Consider the following 25,223-nt stretch of genomic DNA (forward strand, 5'->3'; position numbering starts at 1 on the left):
CCAGGTGCGGGCTCGGCCCCGCCTACACTGCGCCGCGTGGACCAGGCCTCACCGCACACCGTCAGCTCGCTCGCGTACGACCTGCGGACGCTCGGCGTGACCCCGGGCGACGTCCTGCTGCTGCACTCGTCGTACCGGAGTCTCGGGTTCGTCGCCGGTGGCACCGAGGCGGTGGTGTGGGCGCTGCTCGACGCGCTCGGGCCGGAGGGCACCCTCGTCGTGCCGACGCACACGCCGGACAACACGGACCCGGCCGGGTGGCGGCATCCGCCCGTACCGGAGGCGTGGTGGCCAGTCATCCGCGAACAGACGCCCGGCTTCGACCCGGCCCGCACGCCGAGCCGGTGGATGGGCGCGGTCGCCGAGACGGTACGCACCTGGCCGGGCGCCCGCCGCAGCGACCACCCGCAGGTGTCCTTCGCCGCGCTCGGCGCGCACGCCGCCGACATCGTCGAGGGCCACCGACTCGACGACGCGCTGGGCGAGCACTCCCCGCTGGGCGCGGTGTACCGGCTCGACGGCAAGGTGCTGCTGCTCGGCTGCGACCACAGCTCCAACACCTCGCTGCACCTGGCGGAATGGCGGCAGGCTTCGCCGCCGCGGGCGGTGACGGGCTCGGCGGTACGGCTGCCGGACGGCACGAGCCGGTGGACCACGTGGACCGACGTCGTCACCGACGAGGACGACTTCCACTGGCTGGGCGCCGACTTCGAGGCGACAGGCGGCGCGACGATCGGTCGAGTCGGCGGCGCGACGGCCCGGCTGATGCGCCAGCGCGCCCTGGTCGACTTCGCCACCGCCTGGATGGCCGCAAACCGCGCGCACTGACGTCCGCGCCGGGCTTGTCGTCGATCTTGGAGTTGTGGCGCCTCGGATGTCTCGCACGCGGCTTTTGCGAGGTGCCACAACTCCAAGGTCAACGTTGCGAGGGCAAGGCGTTCAGTCCGGCGGCTTGGGGGCGAAGGGGTTACGGCGGGGCTGGCGTAGTTCCCACTCCGCCGGGCAGAGGTGGGCCCACGCGGCTCCCGTCACCGATCGCCGGTCGGGCAGCTCATCGCCCCAGGCCGGCAGCCGGGTCTCGACCTGCCGGACGTAGCGCTCGTAGACGACAAGCTCGCGGTACTCCGGATCGTGCCGCCAGAGCGCGTACGGCTGCTCGCGCAACCAGTCGCACGCCGCGTCGCCTTCGGCGACCAGATCCGCGGTCGGCGGCATCAATGCCAGCGGCCTGTCGTTCTGCCGGTCGCCGTACTGCTCGAGGTGCACCAGGTATCCGCTCTCGTTCCGCGGGTGGGCCACGTGGACGCCGACGACGGTCACCGGCACGGCGAACAGCGCGGTCCCGGCCAGCACCGACACCACCCACAGGCGTCTGATCACGCGGCAACCATAGGCCGCTGTACATTTCTCCGCCGCCCCCTGGCAGCGGCGAACCCCGCCTACGATCCTGCGCATGAACTCGCCGCACCTGCGCCTTCTCAGCTGCCTCGCCGTTCCGTTGCTGGCAGCCTGCGGCGCCGAACCGTCCGAGATGGCGGAGGAGGTGCAGCCGCCGGCGTACACCTGCTGCCAGGATCTGGACGTCGACAGGCCGTACCAACCGGGCCAGACCCTGACCGTGCAGTGGACCGTCGAGTCCCCGGACGAGCCCGGCTCCACCTCGCCACAGGTCGAGTTGACCGCACGGCTGACGGGCCCGTACGGCACGGTGGACGACCTGAAGGCCGCTTCGGCGGCGCCCGGGCTGGTCACCTTCACGGCGACACCGGTCCGGCCGACAGGAACTCCCGGCGAGCGTCCCGCCAACACGATCGCGATCGGCCCCGCTGCCAAGCCGGGCTTCTACGACCTGCTCACCTCAGTGATCGGCGACGGCAACACGACCGCCAGTGGTAGCAGCATCATCCAGGTCGCGCCCAAGCCCTGAGCACTCGTCTTCTACCACCGCTCGTCCGGCAGGTTCTTGCCGCACGGGCTGCGGACCGCCCGCCGGCAGGCCCCGGCGGCTACCGGCTTCCGGGAACGGGGATCTCCCGCGGCGGCCCCGGCTCGGCCCGGCACCAACCGCCTCGGAACTCGACTCCCGGGACACCCTCGATCAGGCGGCTGATGTCCACTACCGCCCCGAGCGAGTCGGCGATGCTGCCCCGCAGCTCTCCCACCGCCGATTCGAGGTCGTCGTCTTCCGCAGACCAGTCGATCTCCGCCTCTCGCAGCTCGGCGACTGCGTGATCGGCAAGAGCCTCAGCATCGGTCACCAGCACGTCGACCCTGCAATACAGGTGCAGGGCATGCGGCGCCGACGCGTGCAGGTTCTCCATCGGGCAAGCATGCCGACTCGAGTTGCGATTGGGAAGACAGGCGATGACCGTCAGCGAAGCTGATCTATCATGTGCCGGTTCTGCGCATACACCCCGCGTTTCTCGCCGTGCTCTCGACCTCGAATGGACGTGCAGAGGGGCGGTTCAGCGGCCTGGCTGGCCGAGTTCCACTCGCACCGCAGCCGAATGACCGGGACGGACGGCCTGCTGCTACCGCGAAGCACCTCTCGGCATCTCGTAGCGCTCCCCAGCCCTTCGTCGGCAAGTGACTGCCCCGGGCAGCCGGTCCAGCCAGTTGATGGTCGCCACTGCGTCCGCCATGTATCGTCACGCTCCCGCAAGATCGCGAGATGGGATACGACGTGACGGTACGACGGCTCGGCCTCTGCGCGGCGGTCGCCGCGATGCTGCTCACCGCCTCGGCGTGTGGCCGCGCCGACGAGACGCCGGGCACGCCCACTGCCGTGGTGGCGAGCGCCGCTACGGAGTCACCCACTCCCATGCCCTCGGCGCCGACGGCCACACCGAGCCTCGCACCCGAGCCCTCGCCGACCCCCCGCCCCTCGCAGACCTCACGGTCATCGGGCACTCCCCGGTCCTCGACGGCCCCCGCGGCGGCGCCTACGACCAGGAAGGCCACCCAACCGGCCACCACCAGCAACAAGGCGGCCTGCACCACCGTCAGAGGTCCGCTGGAGAAGGCCATCGCCGGGCTGATCACCCTGGTCGGGGTCGCCTCCAGTTCGACAGTGGAGGCCGAACTCGTCAACGCCCGGGCGGAGGCGTCCACCCGGTTGGTCAACCTCGAGGCGGTGGCGAACGGGGTGGCCGGTGAGCAGTCGGATCGCACGCTGCGGAGCAACTTCAGGGCGCTCGCCGTGGCCGCAGGCCTGAAGGGCGTCGAAGTCCGCTCGATCAAGCCCAAGCTCGAATATGCGGAAGCGATCGTGAAGATGGCGAGCGACACGGGCGACCTGGAGAGCGCGGTCGACAAGCTCGAGCCGGCCTGCGGCAGGTACTGGTAGCGCGGCTGAGCAGGGCGTTTCGCGTGGTGGGCGGCAGGGCTGGCGGACTCACTGCGTCGCGGCCCACAGAACTCATCGCATTGATCTAGGGTGCTGCGATGACCGCTGAGCCCGTGACGACGGTGCTGTTCGACTTCGCCTGGACTCTGTTCGCCAGGGACTCGGAGCGCTGGGTGGGCAACGCGGCGGCATCGATCGACCGGACGTTGGCTGCCGGCGAGCCGCACCGCATTGCCGGCGACTTCGCGAAACTGTTGCGGGAGACGGCCACGGATCCGGCCCACATCGCCCGAGATCTGGATCCGCGAGTCTGGGATCGGGCGATCCGCGCCGTGCTGGAGCAGATTCCTGGGGTGGACCAGGCGCTGGCATCGGTCTTGCACGAAACACACGCCGAAGCGATCGAGCCGTACGCCGACACCGTCGCCACCCTGTCCGCATTGCGCGACAGCGGTGTTCGCATCGGCGTCGTCAGCAACGTCGGCTGGGACATCCGCAAATGCTTCGCGCGGCACGGACTCGACGGCCATGTCGATGCGTTCGTATTGTCCTACGAGGTCGGCTTCGTCAAACCGGACCCTCGCATCTGGGGCGCCGCCCTCGGAGCCCTCCATGCCACACCGGGCCAGACCCTGATGGTCGGTGATCATCCCGCCGGCGACGGCGGATCGGTTTCCGCCGGCATACCAGCGCTGATCCTGCCGATGGTGGATTCGCCCGCGCAGAAACGCGGCTTCGAATACGTGCTCAGGCTCGCCCAGGTTCCGTCCTAGGAGTTCTGCCGCCGGGGCTCACGTGAAGCTTCTTGTGCCGACGACGGCGTGCCGCTCATACAGCTCTCCATGAACAGACGCCGGCCTTCCTTCACCAAGGCGACTTTTTCGTCGTAGTTCCCGACGTGGGGCGCGTCGTGGCCGTTGAGTCCACCGTAGATATTCTCGTAGGAGTCGGAGCACTCTTCCGCGTCGCCGGGAGATCCCGATGGCCGGCTCTTCTCCACGGCATGCAGCTCGGCCCCACGCTGAGCCATCGTGCGTAGGTACTCCATCTGCTCGTCATGTGACGCATCGCTGGTGCAGCCGGCGAGAAGCGCTGCGAGGGCCAGGGCGGCTACGGCGTAGCGCTTCTCCATGGGCGCGGAGTGTATCAACCGCCCTTGATGTCCGAAGGGAGGTACCTGTGTGCCTGGCCAGGAGTCGAACCTGCGGCCTTGGGATTAGAAAAAGACGCACCAACGCCGGTCGGTGCCGCTCCCCCGCTTCCTGGTCGAGCGTCGGACCGGACCTCGACGCGATCGGCCCCCGACCGCCGGCAGCAGGGCCGACCAGGGAGAACAATTGGTGGGGCGGGCGGGGTTCGAACCCGCGACCGAGGGATTATGAGTCCCCTGCTCTAACCGGCTGAGCTACCGCCCCGTGACCGCGCCGGATCGTAACCCGCCGATCGTTGCGCGGACCACCACCTACCGGGCGGAAACACGGCCGCGACAGCACGATGGGCAACGCGAGGATAACAACGCGCTACCCGCCGATGGCTCACCCGCGCCGCAAGTCCGCGAGGACCGCGCCGACCGCTCGCCATCCGCTGGCGAGCGCGCCCTGGATGGACGGGCTGTCGCGGTGGTCCCCGGCCACGTACAGGCCGTCGCCGAGCGCCACCGGCTTGCGCAGCCGGCCCTGGGGCGGCGGTGCGGCGGGTAGCGCGTCCGGCACGGTAACTGGGGTGAGGTGGGTCCAGTCGGCGGTGGAGCGGCCGTAGAGGCGGTCCAGTTCGCGCCGGATCACCGGTTCGGGTGGGGCCTGCGGGCCGACCACCGAGGTGGCGATCAGGTGCTCGCCGTCCGGCGCGTACGTGGGTGCGGCCCGGCTCACCACCACCGTGTTGGCGATCATTTCGCGCCGGTCGCCGTCGAGCAGCAGGATCGGCTCGTCCAGCGGCGCCGTGTCGGTGCGGTGGTAGTAGGTCGTGTACGCGTGCATGCGTACCCGTGGCAGCCCCGGCAACAGCGTGGTCGCCGCGGGCGGGTCGACAGCGACCACGACGGCGCGGCAGGTGATCTCGCCGGACGGGGTGCGGACCCGGCCGGGCGCGACCTCGGTGACCGGGGTGTTCAGCTCGATCAGCTCGGCGGGCAGCGGCGCGGCGAGCGCCCTCGGCAGCGCCTGCATGCCGTCGGCCGGCAGGCCGATGCGGCCGCGGGCGAAGGAGCGCATGACGACCGCGAGCACGTGGCTGGAGGTGGCCAGTTCGCGGTCGAGCAGCACGCCGGACAGGAACGGCCGGAGCAGTTCCTCGATGATCGCGTCGGAGAGCCCGGCCCGGCGCAGCGCCTTCTCGGCGCTGGTCTCGGGCGTGTCGAGCAGCCGCCCGACCGGCACCGTGGCGTAGCCGGCGGCGAGCGCGGCGAACCGCAACCTGTCGGTCAGCGACCCGATGCCCGAGGTGAGTGTGCCGGGTGCGCCGGTGGGTTCGCGCAGCGGATTGACCAGGCGTTCCAGCCGGTCGCCACGACGGACCAGCACGCCGGAGGTGAACCAGCCCATCGTGAGAGTGCCGACGTCGACCAGGCCGGTGAGCCGCGGGTACGCGGTGTTGAGCACCTGGAAGCCCCGGTCGAGCAGGAACCCGTCGACCCGGTCGGTGGCGACCCGCCCGCCGAGCCGGTCGCCCGCCTCCAGCAGCCGCCACGGCACGCCCGCGCGGTGCAGCCGCCGCGCGGCGGCGAGACCGGCCAGGCCGCCGCCGACGACCACCACGTCCGTGTCAGGCACTGTCCACCCCCGCCCCGGCCCGGTCGCCCTCGCGGTGCGACCGCGACAACCGGCCCGGCCACCAGACCTTCGGCCCGATGTCGTACGCGAGCGCGGGCACCAGCAGCGAGCGGACCACGACGGTGTCCAGCAGTACGCCGACGGCTACCGCCACGCCCAGCTCGACGAGCACCACGAGCGGCAGGACGGCGAGCGCGGAGAACGTGGCGGCGAGCACGATGCCGGCGGAGGTGATCACGCCACCGGTGACGGCCAGTCCGGCGAGCACACCGGCGCGAGTGCCGCGCCGTACCGACTCCTCGCGGACCCGGCTCATCAGGAAGATGTTGTAGTCGATGCCGAGCGCGACCAGGAAGACGAACGCGAACAGCGGGAAGGACTGGTCGACGCCGGGGAAGTCGAAGACGTACCGGAACAGCAGCGCGCACAGGCCCAGCGTGGCCAGGAACGACAGCACCACCGTGGCGATCAGCAGCACCGGGGCGACCAGGGCGCGCAGCAGCAGCGCCAGGATGACCGCGATGACCAGCAGCACCACCGGGATGATGACGTCGCGGTCGCGTACCGAGGCGTCGGCGGTGTCGACGTTGATCGCGGTGAAGCCGCCGACCACCGCGTCGGCGGCGGGCACCCGGTGCACCGCCTCGCGCAGGTCGCGGATGGTCCGCTCGGCGCCGTTGCTGTCCGGCGGGTCGGCGAGCGTGACGTCGAGCTGCACCCGTCCGTCGACCGCCTTGGGGGGCGCGTCCGGGTCGGGCGGCGCGTTCTCGCCCCGCTCGCCGAGCGGCAGCACCGAGGCGACGCCCGGTACGCCCTGCGCCACCTGGGCGACCTGCCGGGCGGTGGCCTGGGTGGTGAAGATGGTGGCGGGGCTGCCGGTGCCGGCCGCGAAGTGCCTGTCGATGACCTCCTGCCCGGCGACCGAGTCGGTGCGCTGGGTGAACAGCTGGGACTGGCCGAGCGTGGTGGCGCCGAGCTGGGTCACCCCGATCGCGAGGGCGGCGAGCACCACGGCGGTGACGACCCAGACGGTACGCGCGCGGCGCGCCACGAAGCCGGCGATCCGCGCCCAGATGCCGTGCTCGGTGCGGGGGTCGGCCTGGTCGTACTGGGGTCGCCGGGGCCAGAACGCCCAGCGGCCGCCGAGGACCAGCAGCGCGGGCAGGAAGGTGAGCATGACCAGCAGGGTGGCGGCGATGCCGACGGCGCTGACCGGGCCGAGCGCGCGGTTGGAGTTGAGGCTGGACAGCAGCAGGCAGAGCAGGCTGACGATGACTGTGGCGCCGGAGGCGATGACGGCCGGGGCGGCGCCCTTCCAGGCGGTCCGCATCGCGTCCCAGGGGCGCTCGTGTCGGTGCAGCTCCTCCCGGTAGCGGGCGATGAGCAGCAGCGCGTAGTCGGTGCCGGCGCCGAAGACGAGCACGGTGAGGATGCCCTGCGCCTGCCCGTTGAGCTTGACGATGTCGTGGTCGGCGAGCAGGTAGACGAAGACGGCGGCGAGCGAGTACGACATCCCGGCGGCCAGCAGCGGGAAGATCCAGAGGATCGGGCTGCGATAGACGACGAGCAGGATGACCAGCACCACCGTGAGCGTGACCAGCAGCAACGGCCCGTCGATCGCGCTGAACACCTCGATCAGGTCGCCGAGCAGCCCGGCCGGTCCGGCCACGTCGACGGTGAGCCCGTCGCGGTCCGGGCCGGCGATGTCGCGCAGACGTTCCACCACGGACCGGATCTGTTCGCCTTCGGCGCTGTCGATCGGCACGATCACCTGGGCGGCCTGCTTGTCCTGGCTGACGATCGGCGGCGGCAGCGGGCCGACCACGCCCGGCACCTCGGCGAAGCGGGCCGCGTCGGCCTGGATGCGCTGCTGGTCGGCGGGGGTGAGGCCGCCGGGGCGTTCGTAGACCACGAGTGCCGGGGTGGTCTCCCGGTCGACGAATCCGGCGGCCAGGTCCTGCGCCCGGGTGGCCTCGGCGTCGGCCGGCAGGAAGGAGGCGTTGTCGTTGGTGGAGACCTCGCCGAGCTTGCCGGAGTAGGGGCCGGCGATGCCGCCGACGATCAGCCAGCCGAGCACCACCGCCACCGCGATCAGCGTCGCGGTCCAGCGGCTGCGTCCTGCGGCCATCTCCACCGTCCTCGAATCGACGCATCAATCGACGCAGCGGGAGTCTAAGTCGACGCCGACCATCCTGCCGGGCGAACGAGGACTCGCGGGTGGAAACCGGGCAGCCGGGCATCGCAGGGGGCGCGGGAACGACGAACGCCCGCCGGCGATGCCGACGGGCGTGACGTGGAGCGAAGCTCCCCCGATTGGACTCGAACCAATAACCTGCCGGTTAACAGCCGGCTGCTCTGCCAATTGAGCTACAGGGGACCGTGCACCGCTCGGTTCGGATCTCTCCGCTCCGTGCGACGGGGACAAGAGTACAGGACATCGGGGGGTGGTGCGCCAGGGGGTTATCGGAGGAGGACCTGACCGGCTGACGCGCCAGGATTACGGACAAATCGTCATCTCGGCACAGGGAGGTATGAGCGGAGAGCAGGATGGGTAGTTAGCCGTCGACAGAGAACGCAGGCGCGAGACGGTCATTCCGCCGAGCTGGCGGAGACCGGCGAGAGCGTCAGGTACGGAAGGAGCCGCCATGCGCGGAAAGATCATGTTTCTTGGCGGGCTGGCTGCGGGATTCGTCCTGGGCGCCCGTGCCGGCCGGGAGAAGTACGAGGAGCTGGTGGTCCGCGGGCGCAAGGTGCTCGACCACCCGACCGTCCAGGAGGCGGCCGGGGTCGCGCAGGCCCAGGCGACCCGGCTCTACTCGGAGGGCAAGGACAAGCTGGGGCAGACCAAGATCGGTGAGAAGCTCGCCACCGGCAACGGCGGCAAGCAGGGCATGACCGACGCCGACAAGCCGTTCGCCGGTACGCCGGCCGCGGTCGGCAGCCGCAGCGCCAACGGCACGGGCTCGACCGGCTCGACCAGCTCCACCGGGTCGACCACGACCGGCACGAGCAGCAAGCCGTCCACCGGCAACACGCTCTGACGCAAGCGGACAGCGGGCCGGTCACCTCCGGGTGACCGGCCCGCTCCCGTGTGCGCGGGCACGGATGTGGCACATTCTCGGTGGGGAGGTGACCACATGCCGATGGTCGGACCGGAGACGGCGGATCAGGCGCGGCTGCTGCGCCTGCTGCGCGACGACGGCCCACGCTCCCGGGTCGAGCTGGCCGACCTCCTCGGCCTGCCCCGGGCCCGGTTCGCCGCCGAGGTGGACCGGCTGACCACGCTCGGCCTGGTGGAGAGCGCCGGGCCGGCCGCGTCGCGGGGCGGCCGCCGGTCGTCGCTGCTGCGCGTCGGCGCGCAGGTCCGGTTCGGCGCGGTGCTCGTCGGCGACGGTCTCCTGCGGGTCGCGCTCACCGACGGCGAACTGAACCCGCTCGCCCGGCACGATGAGCCGGTGGACGTCCGGCTCGGCCCGGACGGCGTGGTCGGGCGCATCGTCGAACTGCTCGGCAAGCTGCGCGTCGAGGCGGGACTGACGTCGCTCACCGGCGTCGGCGTCGCGCTGCCCGCGCCGGTCTCGGTCCGCGACGGCACGCCGGTCTCCGCGCCGGCCCTGCCCGGCTGGCACCGCTTCCCGGTACGCGACACGCTCGCCGCGGAGCTGGGCTGCCCGGTGCAGGTGGACAACGACGCCAACGCGATGGCCCTCGGCGAACGGCACGCCGGGACCGGCCGTCCGTTCGACGACTTCCTCTACGTCAAGCTGGGCGAGGCGATCGGCTGCGGGCTGGTGCTCGCCGGCTCGCTCTACCGGGGCGCGGCCAGCGGGGCGGGCGACATCGGCCATTTCCAGCTCACCGAGGACGGGCCGCTGTGCGGCTGCGGCAACAACGGGTGCGTCGAGGCGTACTGCGGGGATGTCGCACTGGTGCGGGAGGCGGTGAGCGCCGCGCGGGCCGGGCGCTCGACGGCGCTGGCGGACCGGCTGGCCGCGGCCGGGACGCTGTCGGTGGCCGACGTGGCCGCGGCGGCCACCGAGGGCGACCCGGCGGCGCAGACGCTCGTGCGCGACGCCGCCCGCCGGCTCGGGCGGGTGCTGGTCGGGCTGGTCAGCTTCGTCAACCCGGCCATCGTGATCATCGGCGGCGCGCCGGCCGGGATCGGGCCGGTCCTGCTCGCCGAGATCCGGGGCGTGGTCTACCGGCGCTCCACGCCGCTAGCGACCGGCAGCATGCCGATCGTCCTGTCCGACCTGGGCGACACCGCGGGCCTGATCGGCGCGGCCCACCTGGTCAGCACCCAGACCTACGCCGCCCGCTAGCCCTCTCCCCCTCCCCCTCTCCCTCCCCGCCGCCGCCGCCGCCGCCGCCGATCTTGCACTTGCGGCCCACGGGATGTCGGTAACACCCCGTTTTGGGAGGGCCGCAACTGCAAGATCGCGGGGGCGGGGAGGGGCGAGGGTGGGGGTGGTCAGGCGCGGGTGCTGAAGGCGGCGTCGAAGGCGGCGCTGGGGGCGTCGAAGGCCAGGCGGCGGACGAACTGGAGCGCCTCGGGCGCGCCGACCAGGCGGTCCATGCCGGCGTCCTCCCACTCGACCGAGATCGGGCCGTCGTAGCCGATCGCGTTGAGCGCCCGGAAGCAGTCCTCCCACGGCACGTCGCCGTGGCCGGTGGAGACGAAGTCCCAGCCGCGCCGCATGTCGGCCCAGGGCAGGTGGGAGGAGAGCCGGCCGCGGCGCCCGTCCCCGGTACGGACCTTCGCGTCCTTGCAGTCCACGTGGTAGATCCGGTCGGCGAAGTCGAAGATGAAGTTCACCGGGTCCAGCTCCTGCCAGACGAAGTGCGACGGATCCCAGTTGAGCCCGAACGCCTCCCGGTGCCCGATCGCCTCCAGCGTGCGCTTCGTGGTCCAGTAGTCGTAGGCGATCTCGCTGGGGTGCACCTCGTGCGCGAACCGCACGCCCACCTCGTCGAACACGTCCAGGATCGGGTTCCACCGGTCGGCGAAGTCCTGGTAGCCGCGCTCGATCATGGCCGGCGGCACCGGCGGGAACATCGCCACCGTGTGCCATATGGACGAGCCGGTGAAGCCGACGACGGTGCGTACGCCGAGCTTCGCCGCCGCCCGCGCGGTGTCCTTGATCTCCTCGGCGGCCCGCTGCCGCACGCCCTCCGGCTCGCCGTCGCCCCAGATCCGGGCCGGCAGGATGTCCTGGTGCCGCTCGTCGATCGGGTGGTCGCAGACGGCCTGCCCGACCAGGTGGTTGGAGACGGCGAACACCTGGAGGTTGTGCTTGGCGAGGGTGGCCCGCTTGCGCTCCACGTACGAGTCGTCGGCGAGCGCCTTGTCCACCTCGAAGTGGTCGCCCCAGCAGGCGATCTCCAGCCCGTCGTAGCCCCACTCGGCGGCGAGCCGGCAGACCTCGTCGAACGGCAGATCGGCCCACTGGCCGGTGAAGAGCGTGATGGGTCGCGCCATTGTCCTTCTCCCCTGTGGTGATGGGGGATTCCGTCGCGGACCGGGGCGAGGACGACCGGAGGCGGCGGCGCGTGGGAACCGGTGGACGCCGGAGCGTCTGCTCCCGGGCGGGTTGCGCCTCCCGCCGGGTCACCGGCCACCTCGCGGTCGCCGCCTCCACTCTATGGCCTCCGTCAGGGCAGGGTCCAGCGCTGGTTCGCCGCGCCGGTGCACGTCCACAGGTGCACCGCCGTGCCGTCGGCGGAGTTGTTGCCGGACACGTCCAGGCACTTGCCCGACTGCGGGTTGCGTACCGTCCCGTCGGCCTGCGCGGACCAGTTCTGCGCGCCCGTGCCGTTGCACGTGTAGAGCTGGATCTTCGTGCCGTCCGCGCTGGCGCCGCCGGACACGTCCAGGCACTTGCCGAGCGCCTTCACCGGCCCGTTCGGCGTCACCGTCCACGACTGCGCCGTCGAGCCGTTGCAGGTGTAGAGCTGGATCTGGGTGCCGTCCGCCGACGATCCGCTGCGCACGTCCAGGCACTTGCCGGCCAGGCCCTTGACCGGGCCCGTACCGCCGGTGCCGGTCGAGCGGACCAGCGTGAAGTCGTCCACGTCGAACAGCCCGGAGCCGCTGCCGGTGAACGTCAGGTGCACCGTCTGCGTACCGGACGGCACGCCGGTGAGCGCGGTGCTCACATCGGCGAACGTGGTCCAGCCACCGGTGTTCGGCACCGCCACCTGGCCGAGCACCGGGCCGGTCGGCGAGCCGGTCCGCACCTGGAGCGTGCCGCCCGGGCCACCGGACACCACCCGGGCGCGCAGCGACGTCACACCGGTCAGGTCCAGCCCCGGGTACGCGGCCCAGTCGCCCGGGTCCACGTACCCCAGGGTCTGGCCGCCGTTGGCGCCGGCCTTGGGGTACGCGCTGACGCCGCTGGCCGAACCGAACGCCTCGGCTTGGACCGTGGTGTTGCCGGTCGGCGGCGGCGTGCCGCCGAGTTCCTTGATCCGGATGTTGCGGAACGACGCGTCGTCGCCGGTGCCGTGGTTCTGGATGCCGACGTGCCCGGCGAGTGACCGCACCGGGTCGGTGTTGGTGAAGTCGTTGACTCGTACGCCGTTGAGGAAGACCTGAAGGCGCTCTCCCTCGACCAGGATCTCGTAGGTGTTCCACTCCCCCGCCGGGTTGAGCGCCGCGTCCCGGGCCGCCAGGTCGGCGGACTTGAAACCGTAGATCGCGCCGGTGGTCCGGTCGGCCGCGTCGGTGGGGTCGATCTGGATCTCGTAGCCGTTGTTCACCGCCGAGTTCGGGTCGCTCGACGGCGGGAAGCCGACGAACACGCCGGAGTTGTCGTCACCGGCCAGCCGCCAGTCCAGCTTGAGCGAGTAGTTGGTGAACTGCTTCGCGCTGTACCAGTAGAGGCCCATGCCGCCGACCGAGGTGAGCGTGGCGTCGGCGTTGGTGAAGCTGCCCGGCCCGGCCTGCGACCAGCCGGTGGTGCCGCCGTTGTAGAGCGCGGTGTAGCCGGTCTCCGGCCGGCAGTCGGCCTTCGTGCGCCCGGCGGCGTAGCGGATGCCGCCGAGCAGGTGCGAACGGAACGCCGCGTCGGAGTACGACGCCTGGGTGTGGCCGCCGCCGGTGTAGAAGGACCGGCCGCCGCTGTACGTCTTGCACCAGGCGTGCGGGTGGTCGCCGCCCATCGAGCCACCGGAGTACGTGGACTCGTCCAGGCTGGCCAGCACGTGCGCGGTGGAGCGGGCGTTGGTGCGGTAGTCGTACCACTCGTCGGTGCGGTTCCACCGCTGCGGCAGGTGCGCGGTGGCCGCGTGCGCCCGGTCCTCCACCTTCACGACGGCCGGCTGGATGGCCGGGTGGGAGGCGAACCAGGCGCCGACCAGGTTGCCGTAGAACGGCCAGTCGTACTCGGTGTCGGCGGCGGAGTGCACGCCGACGTACCCGCCGCCGGCGCCGATGTACGCCTCGAACGCCGACTGCTGGCTGGCGTTGAGGACGTCTCCCGTGGTGTTGAGGAAGATCACCGCCTCGAAGCGGGCCAGGTTGGCGGCGGTGAACTGGGCGGCGTCCTCGGTCGCGGTGACTGTGAAGTTGTTCGCCGCGCCCAGCTCGCGCACCGCCTGCGTGCCGACCGCGATGGAGTCGTGGCGGAAGCCGGCGGTCTTGGAGAAGACGAGCACGTCGTAGGGGGCGTCGGCGGCGGCGGCCGGGCCCGCGGGGACGGTGCAGGCGATGGTGGCGAGGACGGCGGTCACCGCCCCCAGTGCGGTACGCACGAGTTTCATCTGGTTCTCCTTCATCCTCACGGCAGGGCCCAGCGCTGGTTCGCCGCGCCGGTGCAGGTCCACAGGTGCACCGCCGTGCCGTCGGCGGAGTTGTTGCCGGACACGTCCAGGCACTTGCCCGACTGCGGGTTGCGCAGCGTCCCGTCGGCCTGCGCGGACCAGTTCTGCGCGCCGGTGCCGTTGCACGTGTAGAGCTGGATCTTCGTGCCGTCCGCGCTGGCGCCGCCGGACACGTCCAGGCACTTGCCGAGCGCCTTCACTGTGGCGTTCGGCGTCACGGTCCACGACTGCGCCGTCGTGCCGTTGCAGGTGTAGAGCTGGATCTGGGTGCCGTCGGCGGTGGCGGCGTTGCGGACGTCCAGGCACTTGCCGGCCAGGCCCTTCACCGGGCCGGTGCGCACGGCCGACGTGGTGAGCGTGAACGCGTCCAGGTCGTAGAGCGCCCCGGTGCCGCCGGCGAACGTCAGGTAGAGCGTGGTGGTGCCGGCCGGCGGACCGGTGATCGTGCCGGTGACTGTGGTGAACGTGTCCCAGGCGCCGGTGACCGGGACGGTGGCCGAGCCGAGCACGGTGCCGGTGGCCGAGCCGGCCCGCACCTGGAGCGTGCCGCCGGCCCCGGCGGACGAGACCCGGGCGGTGAACCCGGTGGCGTCGGCCAGCAGGTACGGCTGGAACGCGATCCAGTCCCCGTTGTGGATGTCGCCGACGGTCTTGCCGCCCTCGGCGGTGGCCTTGTCGAACGTGTTGATCCCGGACGACGTCCTGAAGTGCTCGGCCTGCCGGTGCCGGGGCTGGAGCGTGTGCTGGGTGTGCGTGGTGAGGCCGCCGGAGTCGGTGTACTCGGCGTCGAAGACGGCGAAGATGTTCGCCGCGTCGTCGTGCTCACCGTCGACGGGTACGGCGATCGAGCCGGTGCAGCCGGTCGCCGAGGTGATCTGGTGGCCGTGCTGGTCGTGGCCGAGCACGTAGGTCATCTTGACCTTCGTGCAGTCGATCGTGGCGTCCTCCGGGTCGGTGACGGTGATCCGGAACGGCACCGTGTCGCCGAAGGAGAACAGCTTGCCGTTGCCGGGCGTCTCGATCACCACCGTCGGCGCGGTGTTGCCCACCGTGACCGTCACACTGGCGGTGCCGGTGGCGCCCTGCGGGTCGCGCACGGTCAGCGTGGCGGTGTACCTGCCGTTCGCGGTGTAGGTGTGCGACGGGTTCGCCGCGGTGGAGGTGCCGCCGTCGCCGAACGTCCAGGCGTACGTCAGCGCACCGCCCTCCGGGTCGGACGAGCCGGCCGAGGAGAACGCCACGGTGAGCGGCGCGGCGCCGGAGGTCCGGTCGGCGGCGGCGCGGGCCACCGGGGCGCGGTTGGCGCCGCCCAGGTAGTCGAATCGGTACAGCGCCGAGTTGGCGTCGCCGTTGAAGTAGCCGGTGCCGTAGTCGAGCACGTAGTACGCGCCGTCCGGGCCGAAGGCCGAGTCCATCACCTGCTTGCCGGTCCACGGGAAGCTGTCGATGGTGCCGGGTGAGCCGTCCGCGTTGACGTGGATCGGCTTGATCCAGCCCCGGCCGAACTCGGTGGCGAAGAACTGCCCGTCGAAGGACTGCGGGAACTTCGTGGTGGACGGGTTCGCCGCGTCGTACCGGTAGACCGGTCCGCCCATCGGCGACTCGGAGCCGCCGCCGAACTCGGGCGGGCTGCCGGCGTCACCGGCGTAGCGGATCCAGGACGGCTTCGCCGCAGGCAGCGTGGCCAGGCCGGTGTTGCGGAACGAGTTGTTCGTCGGGCCACCGGCGCAGTTGAACTTCGGGCCGGCGGTGCCGGTGGCGAAGTCCCATTCGGCGTACGTCTCGGCGGCCGTGTTGGTGCCGGTGCAGTACGGCCAGCCGTAGTTGCCGGGCCCGGTGACCCGGTTGAACTCGACCTGGCCGGACGGGCCGCGGGCGGTGGTGGTGCCGGCGTCCGGCCCGTAGTCGCCCACGTAGACGACTCCGGTGGCCTTGTCGACGCTGATCCGGAACGGGTTGCGGAAGCCCATCGCGTAGATCTCCGGGCGGGTCCGCGCGGTGCCGGGGGCGAAGAGGTTGCCGGCCGGGATCGAGTACGTGCCGTTGGCGTTCACCTTGATCCGCAGGATCTTGCCCCGCAGGTCGTTGGTGTTGCCGGCGCTGCGCTGCGCGTCGTACCCGGGGTTGCGGTTGGTGCGCTCGTCGATCGGCGCGTAGCCGGCGGAGTCGAACGGGTTGGTGTCGTCGCCGGTGGACAGGTAGAGGTTGCCGGCGGCGTCGAAGTCGATGTCGCCGCCGACGTGGCAGCACAGCCCCCGGTCGGCCGGTACGTCGAGCACGTCGACCTTGCTGGCCTGGTTGAGCGTGAAGTCGGCGTTGAGCGTGAACCGGGACAGCCGGTTGACGCCCTGCCAGGCGGAGAAGTCGCTGCCGGTGGCGGGGGCGTCCCCGGCCGGGGTGGACAGCGGCGGGGCGTAGTAGAGGTAGATGTGCCGGTTGGAGGCGAAGCCGGGGTCGACGCCGACGCCCTGGAGCCCCTCCTCGTCGTGGGTGTAGACCGGCAGCGTGCCGACGACCGTGGTGGCGCCGGCCGCGTCGGTGCGGCGCAGCGTGCCGTTGCGGGCGGTGTGCAGGACCGACCGGTCGGGCAGCACCGCGAGCGACATCGGTTCGCCGGTCTCGGCGACACCGCGGGCGAGTTCGACCTGCTGGAAGTCGCTCGCCGGGATCGGGTGGGCGGACGCCGGGACGGACGCCGCGGCCACTGTGACGGTGCCGGCGGTGGCCGCGAGCAGCAGCGCTGCGGCAGCGGCGATCGGTCGCCGGGCACGGGGGTGGTGGGGGTGGCTGGACATGCTGTGCTGTCCCTTCCTGACGCGCGCAGCCAGGACCGGGCGCGCGTCGCGCCGGATGCCGAGCAGGGGGATGCTGCGCCGGCCCGCCGGGAGGTCGGCGGGCCGCGACCTCCGGTCAGGACCGGAGGTCACCTCGCCGAGGCGGGCGGTGCGGGGCGATCTGGTGCGGGGCGATCACCTCGGCGAAACAGCGTTGTGCTGTGCACGACATTAAGACCTTTCGATCAGCCTGTCCATAGCTTCTGATCGATCGGCTTGGACTTTCGCCGCTCAGCGACAAAAGTGGGTGTCATTCGTGGCGGTCGACCGCCCGCTCCGCGAGCGCCGCCAGCACCCGTCGCGCCGGCTGCGCCAGCGGCAGCGCGTCCAGTGCGACCAGTGCGGCGTCGGCCCGGGTGCGGATCATCCGCTCCACCGCCTCCCGGGCGCCGGACTCCTCGACGATGCCCCGCACCTCGGCCGCGCCCGCCTGGTCGAGGCCGGGATCGCCGACCAGCTCCCCCAGCCGGGCCGCGCCGGCCGGGGAGGTGGACGCCCGGGCCAGCGCCAGCAGCACCGTCGGTTTGCCTTCCCGCAGGTCGTCCAGGTTGGACTTGCCGGTCACGGACGGGTCGCCGAAGACGCCGAGCAGGTCGTCGCGGAGCTGAAACGCGTCACCGAGCGGGTCGCCGAACCCGGCCAGCGCGGCCACCTCCTCCGGCGAGGCGCCGGCGAGCGCGGCGCCGATCTGCACCGGACGGGTCACCGTGTAGCGGGCCGTCTTCAGCCGTACCACGGTGAGCGCGCTCGCCACAGTGCCGTCCCCGGCCGCCCCGACCACGTCCAGGTACTCCCCCGCGATCACCTCCGAGCGCATCCGGGACAGCAGCATCTGCCCCCGGCGCAGCCGCTCGGGCGGCAACCCGCACCCGTGGAACATCTCGGCCGACCAGGTGGCGCACAGGTCGCCGCAGAGCACCGCCGCCTGCCGGCCGTATGCCGCCGAGTCGCCCTGCCAGCCGCAGCGGGCGTGCAGGTCGGCGAAGAACCGGTGCAGCGTCGGCGCGCCCCGGCGGCGGTCGCTGCGGTCCACGATGTCGTCGTGGATCAGCGCGAACGCGTGGAACAACTCCAGCGACGCCGCGGCGACCACGATCGCCGGGGCGTCCGGGCCGCCGAACCCCCGCCAGCCCCAGTAGCAGAACAGTGGGCGCATCCGCTTGCCGCCGGCCAGGACGAACCAGCGTAGAGCGGTGTGGACGGCCCCCGTACCGTCGTCCGGCCGACCCGGCTCTCTCGCGTCCAGGAACGCGGCGAGCGCGGCGTCGAAGCGGCCCCGCAGCAGGGCCGGGTCGGTCGGTGCGACGGTTACGGTCATGGTGCCTCCCAGGCCAGTCCGGCGACTTCGAGCAGCAACGCCTTCACATCAGTGGCCTCCACCCGGGGCCGGATCGCGGCCCGGTCGGAGCAGAGCAGCACCGGGCCGTCCGCCGGGTCGGCGGGCAGGCGCCCGTGTGAACCACGCACCGCCCGCGCGCCCGCGTCCAGTCCCACCACGTTCATGAGGTAGCGCAGCCCGAGCTTCTTGCGGGCCAGCGCCACCGCCGCCCGGCGCTTCGCCGCGCCCGGCGCGGCCGGGTCGAAGAACAGCTCGGCCGGGTCGTAGCCGGGCTTGCGGTGGATCTCGACCAGCCGGGCGAAGTCGGGCGCCCGCGCGTCGTCGAGCCAGTAGTAGTACGTGAACCAGGCGTCCGGCTCGGCCACCAGCACCAGCTCACCCGAGCGCGGGTGGTCCAGGCCGTACCCGGCCTGCCCGGCGGCGTCCAGCACCTCGGCCACGCCCGGCAGCGCGGCGCAGAGCTTCGCCACGGCCGGCACGTCCGCCGGTTCCCTGACGTAGACGTGCGCCACCTGGTGGTCGGCGACCGCGAACGCCCGCGACGTCCACGGGTCGAGGTATTCCATCCCGGCCTGGGTGTAGACCCGCAACAGCCCCTCGGCGCGCAGCATCCGGTTCACGTCCACCGGTCGGGACACGTCGGTGATGCCGTACTCGGACAACGCCACCACGGTGGCTCCCTGCTCCCGCGCGGCGTCGAGCAGCGGACCGAGCACGGCGTCCAGCTCGGCCGCCGCGGCGGCGGCCTCCGGACCGGACGGGCCGAAGCGTTGCAGGTCGTAGTCCAGGTGCGGCAGGTAGACCAGGGTCAGGTCGGGGGCGTGGTCGGTGAGGATGCGCTGCGCCGCCCGGCTGATCCACGCCGAGGACGGCAGCCCGGCGCCCGGACCCCAGTAGCTGAACAGCGGGAACGTGCCGAGCGCGTCGGTGAGCGTGTCCCGCAGCTCGGGCGGGTCGGTCCAGCAGTCCGGCTCCTTGCGGCCGTCGGCGTGGTAGACCGGGCGCGGCGTGACCGTCCAGTCCACGTCCGCGCCCATCGCGTACCACCAGCAGACGTTCGCGACCCGGTAGCCCGGCTCGACGCGGCGGGCCGCCTGCCACACCTTCTCGCCGCCGACGAGCGCGTGGTGCTGCCGCCAGAGCAGCACCTCGCCCAGGTCGCGGAAGTACCAGCCGTTGCCCACCACGCCGTGCCCGGCGGGCAGCTCGCCGGTGAGGAACGTGGACTGCGCCGAGCAGGTCACCGCCGGCAGCACGGTGCCCAGCTCGGCGGCGAACCCGGCCTCGGCCACCGCGCGCAGCCGCGGCATGTGCGCCAGCAGACGCGGCGTCAGCCCGACCACGTCGAGCACCACCAGCCGCCGGCTCACGAGGGGACGCCTTCCGCCGCCCGCGGACCCGGAGCGCCCACCCCGCCGCCGTCGGCCAGGCCGAGCGCGGTCAGCTCGTCGCGGGCGAACGCCAGCTCGGCGGCGATGCCGGCGGCCAGCTCCGCGTCGCCGCGCGGCCGCCGCGCCTCCGGCAGCACCCCCCAGGTGTACGTCTCGACGTCGAGGTGGTCGCAGCCGGCGACCGGACCGGCGAACAACGCGGCGAGCGCCTCGCGTAGCACCGGGACCGTGGAGCGCAGCGGCGGCTCGGGCGGGGCGTGCAACGGCACGTGGTAGTGCACCCGCCACGCCCCGGGCAGGCGCGCGTCGAGTGCGGCGTCGAGGTCGTCGGCCGCGTACGCCGGATCGGCCGGATCGGCGGCGCCGCACACTCCGGCGGCCCGGGTCTGGTGCAGGAACCTCGGTTCGACGAAACGGCGCAGCGCCTCGCTCGCCCCGGCCGGGTCGGGCGCCTCGATCGCGGCCGACACCTGGACCTTGACCACCGGCAGCCCGGCGGCACGCAGCCCGGCCAGGGCATCCGCCGGCCGCTCCCAGGCACACGCCAGGTGCGCGAGATCCAGGCAGATCCCGAGCCGGTCGGTATCCATGTCTGAGAATACCTCGCGTGCTTGTCCCGTCGACTCCACCAGACAGCCCGGTTCCGGTTCGAAGCCCACCCGGATCACCCGGCCGGTGTCCCACTGCACGGCGGCCAAGCCCTCGGCCAGCGCGTCCAGCCGGCGCCGGGCGGTGGCGGCCCGCCCGGAATCCCACGGGGTGCGCCAGGCGATCGGCAGCGTCGAGATCGAGCCCCGGACGGCGTCGTCGGGCAGCAGGTCGGCCAGTACCCGGGCCAGGTCCAGCGTGTACGCCGACCGCTGCGGCGTGGTCCAGTCCGGGTGGTACACCGCGCCCTTCACCACCGGGGCCTGGAACGCGGCGTACGGGAAGCCGTTGAGCGTGACCACCTCCAGCCCGCGTACGGTCAGCTCGTGGCGCAGCCGGCGGCGGGCCGACGGGTCGGCGGCGAGCGCGGCGGCCACCGGCGCGGCCAGCCAGAGGCCGAGCCCGAGCCGGTCGACGCCGAGCGCCCGGCGCACCGCCACCGCGTACGTGTCGAGCTGGGCGACGACGCCCGGCAGGTCCTCGGCCGGGTGCACGTTCGTGCAGTAGCCGAGGTGGACGGTCGTGCCGTCGGCGTGACGCAGCCGCATCACTGCCCCCCGCGCAGGATCGAGTTGCCGGCGAAGGTGGGGTCGCACGCCTCCAGGTCGGTCAGGTCGAGCCGGCCGGACTGGCCGTAGAACTCCACCGGGTTGCGCCACAGCACCCGGTCCACCTCGTCGGCGTCGAACCCGGCCAGCAGCATCGCCTCCCCGGTGGCCCGGGTCAGCAGCGGGTCCGACCGACCCCAGTCGGCGGCGGAGTTCACCAGCATCCGCTCGGTGCCGTACCGCTTCAGCAGCTCCACCATGCGCGGCGGCGACATCTTCGTCTCGGGATAGATGGAGAAGCCCAGCCAGCAGCCGGTGTCCCGGACCAGTTCCACTGTCACCTCGTTGAGGTGGTCGACCAGCACCCGCCCGGGCGGGATGCCCGACTCGGTGACCACCGCGAGCGTCCGCTCGACGCCGCGCGCCTTGTCCCGGTGCGGCGTGTGCACCAGCGCGGGCAGGTCGTGCGCGACGGCCAGGGCGAGCTGCCCGGCCAGCGCGGCGTCCTCGGCCGGCGTCATCGCGTCGTACCCGATCTCGCCGACCGCCACCACGCCGTCCTTGTCCAGGTAGCGGGGCAGCAGGTCGAGCACCGGCCGGCAGCGCGGGTCGTTCGCCTCCTTCGGGTTCAGCGCCACTGTGGCGTGGTGCCGGATGCCGAACTGGCCGGCCCGGAACGGCTCCCACCCGATCAGCGAGTCGAAGTAGTCCACGAAGCTGTCCACGCTGGTGCGCGGCTGGCCCAGCCAGAACGCCGGCTCGACCACCGCGCGGACCCCGGCGGCGGCCATCCGCTCGTAGTCGTCCGTGGTGCGGGACGTCATGTGGATGTGCGGGTCGAAGATGCGCATGTCACGCCTCCGTGGTGGGGATGGTCAGCCGGCGCAGCAGGTCGGTCGCGTCGGTGGGCATGTCGCGACCGGCGGCGTGCCGTTCGGCGGCGAACGCGGCGAGCATCCGGGCCAGCTCGCCGTCGGCGCGGTCGGCCAGGCCGTCGACCACCGCCAGCGGCACGCCGGTGAACACGCACTTGAGCACCGCCTGCCGCCAGGTCGCCTGCTCCAGGTGCCGGGCGTACGGGCCGAGCGCGGCGGCGACCAGCCGGGTGTCGTTGGTGCGGATCGCGTCGTGCAGCAGCGGCACGCATTCCGCGCCGATCGGCAGCAGCGGCAGCGCGCGCAGCACGGCGCGTTTCTCGGCGGCGTCGCCCTGCCGGTACAGGGTCTCCGCGGCGACGGCGTGGCCGTTCGGCAGCGCGGTCAGCAGCAGCGCCCGCGCCGCGTCGTCGGCCGTCCAGCCGGGCAGGTCGGGCAGCGGCCCGCGACCGCACCGCCGGGCGGCGGCGGCGAAGAACCGCTCGACGGCCGTGGGTTCGGTCGCGACGCGGCGCAGCGCCGCGTCCAGCCACTGCGGATCGGGTACGCCCCGAAGCGCGGCGCGCAGTCGGTCGGGTGTCATGCCGTCTCCCCTCTGCCGGGTGGAAGGTGGTGGGTCACCGCCCCTCGCCGCGCGAGGCGGCGGTGCGCAGGAAGTCCAGTGAGCGGGCGGCGACGGCCGGGGCGGCGTGCGAGTGCCGGGGCAGTTCCACGGCCACCAGCCCGCGGTAGCCGGCGTCGGCCAGGGCACGCAGCACCGGCGGGAAGTCGATCTCGCCGGTGCCGAACTCCAGGTGCTCGTGCACACCCCGGCGCATGTCGTCGATCTGCACGTTGACCAGGTGCTCGGCGACCTCGGACACGCACTGTGGCACCGGCAGCGGCTCCAGGCAGCGGCAGTGGCCGATGTCGAGCGTGATGCCGAAGCCGGGCGGCGCGCCGAGCGCCTCGCGCAGCCACCACCACCCGGCGATGTCCTCGACGAGCATGCCCGGCTCCGGCTCGAAACCCAGCGGCACGCCCGCCTCCGCCGCCTCGGCGCACACCGTCGCGCAGCCCGCGACCAGGCGGTCGGCCGCGACATCGGGTGGTACGCCGGGCGGGCGTACGCCGGCCCAGAAGGAGACCGCCTCCGCGCCCAGGTCGGCGCCGATCCGGACGGCCCGGCGCAGGAACTCCACCCGCCGTGCCGGGTCGTCGTGCAGCAGTGTCGGCGCGTGCTTGTGCCGCGGGTCGAGCAGGTACCGGGCGCCGGTCTCGACCACCACTGCGAGCCCGAGCGCGTCCAGCCGGCGGCGTACGGCGGCGACCCGGCGGGCCAGGCCGGGGGCGAACGGGTCCAGGTGGTCGTGGTCGAGGGTGAGCGCGACGCCCACGTACCCGAGGTCGGCGATCACCGCCAGCGCGTCGCCGAGCCGGTGGTTGGCGAAGCCGTTGGTGCCGTACCCGAAGCGCAGCGCGCCCGGTCCGGACAGTGGGCCGGCGGCGGCCCGGGTGGGCGCGGCGGTCATGTCGGTGAGATCAGTCGGGCCAGGCGGCGGCCGAGCGGGGCGGCGCCGGCCACGGCGAGGCCGAGCATCCGGGCCCCGGCGCGGGCGGTCAGCGCGCCCTGCAACGCGGGCAGCCCGGTGATCCCGGCCCCGACGGCGGCGCGCACCCGGCCCGGTGACGGGTCGGCGAGCACCCGCGCCTGGGCCCGGCCGTAGCGGGTGGCGTATCCGGCCGCGAGGACCGCCGGCACGAGGTCACCGAGCCGGGCGGCGCGGCTGGAACCGCCGCGGCCGGTGGCGGGTTGCGTGGGCCGGGCCGGGGTGGCGAGCGCGATCAGGGCGGTGCCGGCCAGTGTGAGGCCGGGCAGACGCCGGTCCGCGCCGGTGACCTCGCGGCGGGACAGCGCGGTCACGGTCCAGGTGTGCGCCGCGACTGTGAGCGCGGCCGGCAGCGCCCGGACCACCCGCCCGCCGGACGCGCCGAGCAGCACGTCCAGCCCCCGGCACGCGGCCATCACCGCCGGGCCGGCCGCGGTGTTCTTCGCCCGTAGGTCGTACCCCCAGATCGTCGCGGCGAGGGGGAGCGCGACCGCCGCCGCGCGGCGGCCCCCGGCGGCGGTGGCTACCGCGAGCCCGGCGGCGGTCAGGCCGGACGCGACGCCGAGCGCGACGGACGGGCGCACCCGGCCGGACGGAATCGGCCGCTCCGGCCGCTCGACCGCGTCCAGCCGCCGGTCGGCCCAGTCGTTGGCGGCCATCCCGGCCCAGTAGAGCAGCACCGACGCGCCGGCCAGGGCCGGTGTGCGCGGGCCGAGCGCACCGGCGGCCGCCGCGCCGGAGAGCACATCCCCCGGTACGGAGAGCGCGGCGGGCGCCCGGACCAGTTCGGCCAGGTCGGCCAGGCGGGTCACGGCGTCACCCGGGCGTGCAGGCCGGCGACGAAGTCCCGCAGCACCGTCCACTGGTCGCCGAGCGCGTGGCCGGTCGCGCCGAGCGGATCCTTGAAGAAGAACGCCAGCTCGGTCAGCGGACCGTGGTGGCCGGCGGCGTGCGCGGCGGCGGTGAGCCGGGCCAGGTCCAGCACGAGCGGCGCGGCCAGCGCGGAGTCGCAGCCGTGCCAGGTGAACTCCATCCGCATGCCGGTGCCCAGGAAACCGGCGAACGTGACCAGGTCCCAGGCCGTCTTGAAGTCGCCCAGTTCCTCGACGTACTCGATCCGGGTGTGGCCCTGCGGCAGGTAGCCGAGCGTCTCGGCGAGCACCCGCTGCTTGCTGCCCACCTTCGCGGCGTTGGCGGCCGGGTCGGCGAGCGTGGCGCCGTCGCCGCCACCGAGCAGGTTCGTGCCGGACCAGGAGCGCACGGCCAGGTGCCGCATCGCGAACATCGGGGCGAGCACCGACTTGAGCAGCGTCTCGCCGGTCTTGCCGTCGTGCCCGGCGTACGGCAGCGCGTGTTCGACGGCGAGCGCGGCCAGGGCCGGCAGCCGGGCACCGGTCGACGGGGTGAAGTCCACGTACGGGCAGCCGGCGGTGAACGCCGCGTACGCGTATCCGGAGCTGGGCGGCAGCACGTCGGCCGGGCCGGTCAGCGCGTCCCGCAGCGCGGCCAGGTCGTGGTGCGCCGGGTGTGGGACGGGCGCCGGCTCAGTCGCGGCGACGTTGACCACCACCACCCGGTCCAGCCCGTGCCGGTCCCGGAACCCGGTCAGGTCACGGACCACAGTGGCGATCCGCTCGCCCTGGTCGCCCTCGGTCGGTGCGGGACGCAGGGCCGCCTCGACGGCGGCCAGGTCCGGTGCCACGGCGTCGGCCAGCCGGGCGGGCAGCACCCCGGCGGCGGCCAGCGCCTCGGCGCGTTTGGTGAGCGGGGTGGCGACCACGTCGTGGCCGCCGAAGACGAGATCGGCGAAGCCCGGCAGGGCGGGCCCGCGCAGGTCGGGCAGCTCGGTCACGCAGCCGGTCGGCGCGGTGAGCCCGGCCCGCAGGGCCAGCCCGCCGACCACGGCGGTGGTGGCGACCGAGCCGCGCGCACCCACCAGCCAGACACCCGTACGCATTCGCGCTACCTCCCCAGGTAAGGCCGGTCCGCCGGTGCGGCCGGGGAATCCCGGTCCGGCCGCACCGGAGGGCCGTACTGGCCGTGCCGGCGGACACCGGCGGC

General features: G+C 73.1%; 22 protein-coding genes and 2 tRNA genes. 6 read left to right on the forward strand and 18 right to left on the reverse strand.

The annotated features are described in order from the left end of the window. Positions 1-36 precede the first annotated feature (36 nt). Positions 37-828: an aminoglycoside N(3)-acetyltransferase gene (locus ACN27D_RS05565; RefSeq protein ID WP_421498671.1), complete on the forward strand. Its 792-nt coding sequence runs from the start codon at positions 37-39 to the stop codon at positions 826-828. A gap of 111 nt (positions 829-939) precedes the next feature. Here the strand turns inward: ACN27D_RS05565 and ACN27D_RS05570 are convergent, their stop codons facing one another. Beyond that, positions 940-1,380, reverse strand: a complete 441-nt coding sequence (locus ACN27D_RS05570) for a hypothetical protein (protein ID WP_421498672.1) — start codon at positions 1,378-1,380, stop codon at positions 940-942. Between the two features lie 73 nt (positions 1,381-1,453). Here ACN27D_RS05570 and ACN27D_RS05575 point away from each other — a divergent pair, with 73 nt between their 5' ends. Next, positions 1,454-1,927 (forward strand): hypothetical protein, encoded by a 474-nt coding sequence (locus ACN27D_RS05575; protein WP_421498673.1) that lies wholly within the window; start codon positions 1,454-1,456, stop codon positions 1,925-1,927. Positions 1,928-2,006: 79 nt separating this feature from the next. Here ACN27D_RS05575 and ACN27D_RS05580 read toward each other — a convergent pair whose 3' ends face one another. Next, a complete protein-coding gene (locus tag ACN27D_RS05580) occupies positions 2,007-2,321 on the reverse strand; it encodes a hypothetical protein (protein WP_121685577.1) in 315 nt (104 codons plus the stop codon). Between the two features lie 350 nt (positions 2,322-2,671). Between ACN27D_RS05580 and ACN27D_RS05585 the strand changes: the two genes are divergently transcribed. Both ACN27D_RS05585 and ACN27D_RS05590 read left to right on the forward strand, forming a co-directional pair. Continuing rightward, positions 2,672-3,346, forward strand: coding sequence for a hypothetical protein (locus tag ACN27D_RS05585; protein ID WP_421498674.1), 675 nt, complete (start codon positions 2,672-2,674; stop codon positions 3,344-3,346). A gap of 98 nt (positions 3,347-3,444) precedes the next feature. After that, on the forward strand, positions 3,445-4,119 hold the full coding sequence (locus ACN27D_RS05590) for an HAD family hydrolase (RefSeq protein ID WP_121685579.1): 675 nt from the start codon (positions 3,445-3,447) through the stop codon (positions 4,117-4,119). Here ACN27D_RS05590 and ACN27D_RS05595 read toward each other — a convergent pair. The 5 genes from ACN27D_RS05595 to ACN27D_RS05615 form a co-directional block, all read right to left on the reverse strand. Next, a complete protein-coding gene (locus tag ACN27D_RS05595) occupies positions 4,116-4,478 on the reverse strand; it encodes a hypothetical protein (RefSeq protein ID WP_421498675.1) in 363 nt (120 codons plus the stop codon). The two genes, ACN27D_RS05590 and ACN27D_RS05595, sit on opposite strands and share 4 nt — an antisense overlap. A gap of 206 nt (positions 4,479-4,684) precedes the next feature. Then, positions 4,685-4,761 (reverse strand) — tRNA-Ile (locus ACN27D_RS05600). Positions 4,762-4,881: 120 nt separating this feature from the next. Continuing rightward, entirely contained in the window at positions 4,882-6,117 is a 1,236-nt protein-coding gene (locus ACN27D_RS05605; RefSeq protein WP_421498676.1) for an NAD(P)/FAD-dependent oxidoreductase, read from the reverse strand. Continuing rightward, positions 6,110-8,245, reverse strand: coding sequence for an MMPL family transporter (locus tag ACN27D_RS05610; RefSeq protein ID WP_421498677.1), 2,136 nt, complete (start codon positions 8,243-8,245; stop codon positions 6,110-6,112). The genes ACN27D_RS05605 and ACN27D_RS05610 overlap by 8 nt, the downstream gene beginning before the upstream one ends. Before the next feature lie 176 nt (positions 8,246-8,421). Continuing rightward, positions 8,422-8,494 (reverse strand) — tRNA-Asn (locus ACN27D_RS05615). A gap of 268 nt (positions 8,495-8,762) precedes the next feature. Between ACN27D_RS05615 and ACN27D_RS05620 the strand changes: the two genes are divergently transcribed. Continuing rightward, positions 8,763-9,158, forward strand: a complete 396-nt coding sequence (locus ACN27D_RS05620) for a hypothetical protein (RefSeq protein ID WP_120568566.1) — start codon at positions 8,763-8,765, stop codon at positions 9,156-9,158. A gap of 96 nt (positions 9,159-9,254) precedes the next feature. Further along, positions 9,255-10,439 (forward strand): ROK family transcriptional regulator, encoded by a 1,185-nt coding sequence (locus ACN27D_RS05625; RefSeq protein ID WP_421498678.1) that lies wholly within the window; start codon positions 9,255-9,257, stop codon positions 10,437-10,439. Between the two features lie 149 nt (positions 10,440-10,588). Here ACN27D_RS05625 and ACN27D_RS05630 read toward each other — a convergent pair whose 3' ends face one another. The 11 genes from ACN27D_RS05630 to ACN27D_RS05680 form a co-directional block, all read right to left on the reverse strand. After that, complete coding sequence (locus ACN27D_RS05630; protein ID WP_421498679.1) at positions 10,589-11,596, reverse strand: sugar phosphate isomerase/epimerase family protein; 1,008 nt, start codon at positions 11,594-11,596, stop codon at positions 10,589-10,591. Positions 11,597-11,769: 173 nt separating this feature from the next. Then, the gene (locus ACN27D_RS05635; RefSeq protein ID WP_421498680.1) at positions 11,770-13,878 is read right to left on the reverse strand and encodes a ThuA domain-containing protein; all 2,109 of its coding nucleotides are present in this window, start codon (positions 13,876-13,878) and stop codon (positions 11,770-11,772) included. 17 nt (positions 13,879-13,895) lie between these two features. After that, positions 13,896-16,733: an RICIN domain-containing protein gene (locus ACN27D_RS05640; protein WP_358172331.1), complete on the reverse strand. Its 2,838-nt coding sequence runs from the start codon at positions 16,731-16,733 to the stop codon at positions 13,896-13,898. A 289-nt stretch (positions 16,734-17,022) separates the two neighbouring features. After that, positions 17,023-18,090 (reverse strand): polyprenyl synthetase family protein, encoded by a 1,068-nt coding sequence (locus ACN27D_RS05645; RefSeq protein ID WP_393157096.1) that lies wholly within the window; start codon positions 18,088-18,090, stop codon positions 17,023-17,025. Further along, positions 18,087-19,481 carry an alkaline phosphatase family protein gene (locus tag ACN27D_RS05650; protein WP_421498681.1) on the reverse strand — a complete coding sequence of 465 codons (1,395 nt, stop codon included), beginning with the start codon at positions 19,479-19,481 and terminating at the stop codon, positions 18,087-18,089. The genes ACN27D_RS05645 and ACN27D_RS05650 overlap by 4 nt, the downstream gene beginning before the upstream one ends. After that, a complete protein-coding gene (gene eboE, locus ACN27D_RS05655; RefSeq protein ID WP_421498682.1) occupies positions 19,478-20,698 on the reverse strand; it encodes a metabolite traffic protein EboE in 1,221 nt (406 codons plus the stop codon). The genes ACN27D_RS05650 and eboE overlap by 4 nt, the downstream gene beginning before the upstream one ends. Beyond that, a complete protein-coding gene (locus ACN27D_RS05660; RefSeq protein ID WP_421498683.1) occupies positions 20,698-21,549 on the reverse strand; it encodes a TatD family hydrolase in 852 nt (283 codons plus the stop codon). The genes eboE and ACN27D_RS05660 overlap by 1 nt, the downstream gene beginning before the upstream one ends. A gap of 1 nt (position 21,550) precedes the next feature. Further along, positions 21,551-22,156 carry an EboA domain-containing protein gene (locus tag ACN27D_RS05665; protein ID WP_121684090.1) on the reverse strand — a complete coding sequence of 202 codons (606 nt, stop codon included), beginning with the start codon at positions 22,154-22,156 and terminating at the stop codon, positions 21,551-21,553. Positions 22,157-22,190: 34 nt separating this feature from the next. Further along, positions 22,191-23,084 (reverse strand): sugar phosphate isomerase/epimerase family protein, encoded by an 894-nt coding sequence (locus ACN27D_RS05670; protein WP_393157086.1) that lies wholly within the window; start codon positions 23,082-23,084, stop codon positions 22,191-22,193. Further along, positions 23,081-23,974 (reverse strand): SCO3242 family prenyltransferase, encoded by an 894-nt coding sequence (locus ACN27D_RS05675; RefSeq protein ID WP_421498684.1) that lies wholly within the window; start codon positions 23,972-23,974, stop codon positions 23,081-23,083. The genes ACN27D_RS05670 and ACN27D_RS05675 overlap by 4 nt, the downstream gene beginning before the upstream one ends. After that, entirely contained in the window at positions 23,971-25,119 is a 1,149-nt protein-coding gene (locus ACN27D_RS05680) for an inositol-3-phosphate synthase (protein ID WP_421498685.1), read from the reverse strand. The genes ACN27D_RS05675 and ACN27D_RS05680 overlap by 4 nt, the downstream gene beginning before the upstream one ends. Positions 25,120-25,223: the final 104 nt, after the last annotated feature.

Source organism: Micromonospora sp. WMMD1274 (genome assembly GCF_049179035.1).
Lineage (GTDB): Bacteria > Actinomycetota > Actinomycetes > Mycobacteriales > Micromonosporaceae > Micromonospora > Micromonospora tulbaghiae.

What these genes read in the sequence shown, in the direction of transcription:
- ACN27D_RS05575 (WP_421498673.1), top strand. Translation starts at nt 1,454, where the DNA reads ATGAACTCGCCGCACCTGCGCCTTCTCAGCTGCCTCGCCGTTCCGTTG.
- ACN27D_RS05580 (WP_121685577.1), bottom strand. Translation starts at nt 2,321, where the DNA reads ATGGAGAACCTGCACGCGTCGGCGCCGCATGCCCTGCACCTGTATTGC.
- ACN27D_RS05585 (WP_421498674.1), top strand. Translation starts at nt 2,672, where the DNA reads ATGGGATACGACGTGACGGTACGACGGCTCGGCCTCTGCGCGGCGGTC.
- ACN27D_RS05590 (WP_121685579.1), top strand. Translation starts at nt 3,445, where the DNA reads ATGACCGCTGAGCCCGTGACGACGGTGCTGTTCGACTTCGCCTGGACT.
- ACN27D_RS05595 (WP_421498675.1), bottom strand. Translation starts at nt 4,478, where the DNA reads ATGGAGAAGCGCTACGCCGTAGCCGCCCTGGCCCTCGCAGCGCTTCTC.
- ACN27D_RS05610 (WP_421498677.1), bottom strand. Translation starts at nt 8,245, where the DNA reads ATGGCCGCAGGACGCAGCCGCTGGACCGCGACGCTGATCGCGGTGGCG.
- ACN27D_RS05620 (WP_120568566.1), top strand. Translation starts at nt 8,763, where the DNA reads ATGCGCGGAAAGATCATGTTTCTTGGCGGGCTGGCTGCGGGATTCGTC.
- ACN27D_RS05625 (WP_421498678.1), top strand. Translation starts at nt 9,255, where the DNA reads ATGCCGATGGTCGGACCGGAGACGGCGGATCAGGCGCGGCTGCTGCGC.
- ACN27D_RS05630 (WP_421498679.1), bottom strand. Translation starts at nt 11,596, where the DNA reads ATGGCGCGACCCATCACGCTCTTCACCGGCCAGTGGGCCGATCTGCCG.
- ACN27D_RS05635 (WP_421498680.1), bottom strand. Translation starts at nt 13,878, where the DNA reads ATGAAACTCGTGCGTACCGCACTGGGGGCGGTGACCGCCGTCCTCGCC.
- ACN27D_RS05640 (WP_358172331.1), bottom strand. Translation starts at nt 16,733, where the DNA reads ATGTCCAGCCACCCCCACCACCCCCGTGCCCGGCGACCGATCGCCGCT.
- ACN27D_RS05645 (WP_393157096.1), bottom strand. Translation starts at nt 18,090, where the DNA reads ATGACCGTAACCGTCGCACCGACCGACCCGGCCCTGCTGCGGGGCCGC.
- eboE (WP_421498682.1), bottom strand. Translation starts at nt 20,698, where the DNA reads ATGCGGCTGCGTCACGCCGACGGCACGACCGTCCACCTCGGCTACTGC.
- ACN27D_RS05660 (WP_421498683.1), bottom strand. Translation starts at nt 21,549, where the DNA reads ATGCGCATCTTCGACCCGCACATCCACATGACGTCCCGCACCACGGAC.
- ACN27D_RS05665 (WP_121684090.1), bottom strand. Translation starts at nt 22,156, where the DNA reads ATGACACCCGACCGACTGCGCGCCGCGCTTCGGGGCGTACCCGATCCG.
- ACN27D_RS05670 (WP_393157086.1), bottom strand. Translation starts at nt 23,084, where the DNA reads ATGACCGCCGCGCCCACCCGGGCCGCCGCCGGCCCACTGTCCGGACCG.
- ACN27D_RS05680 (WP_421498685.1), bottom strand. Translation starts at nt 25,119, where the DNA reads ATGCGTACGGGTGTCTGGCTGGTGGGTGCGCGCGGCTCGGTCGCCACC.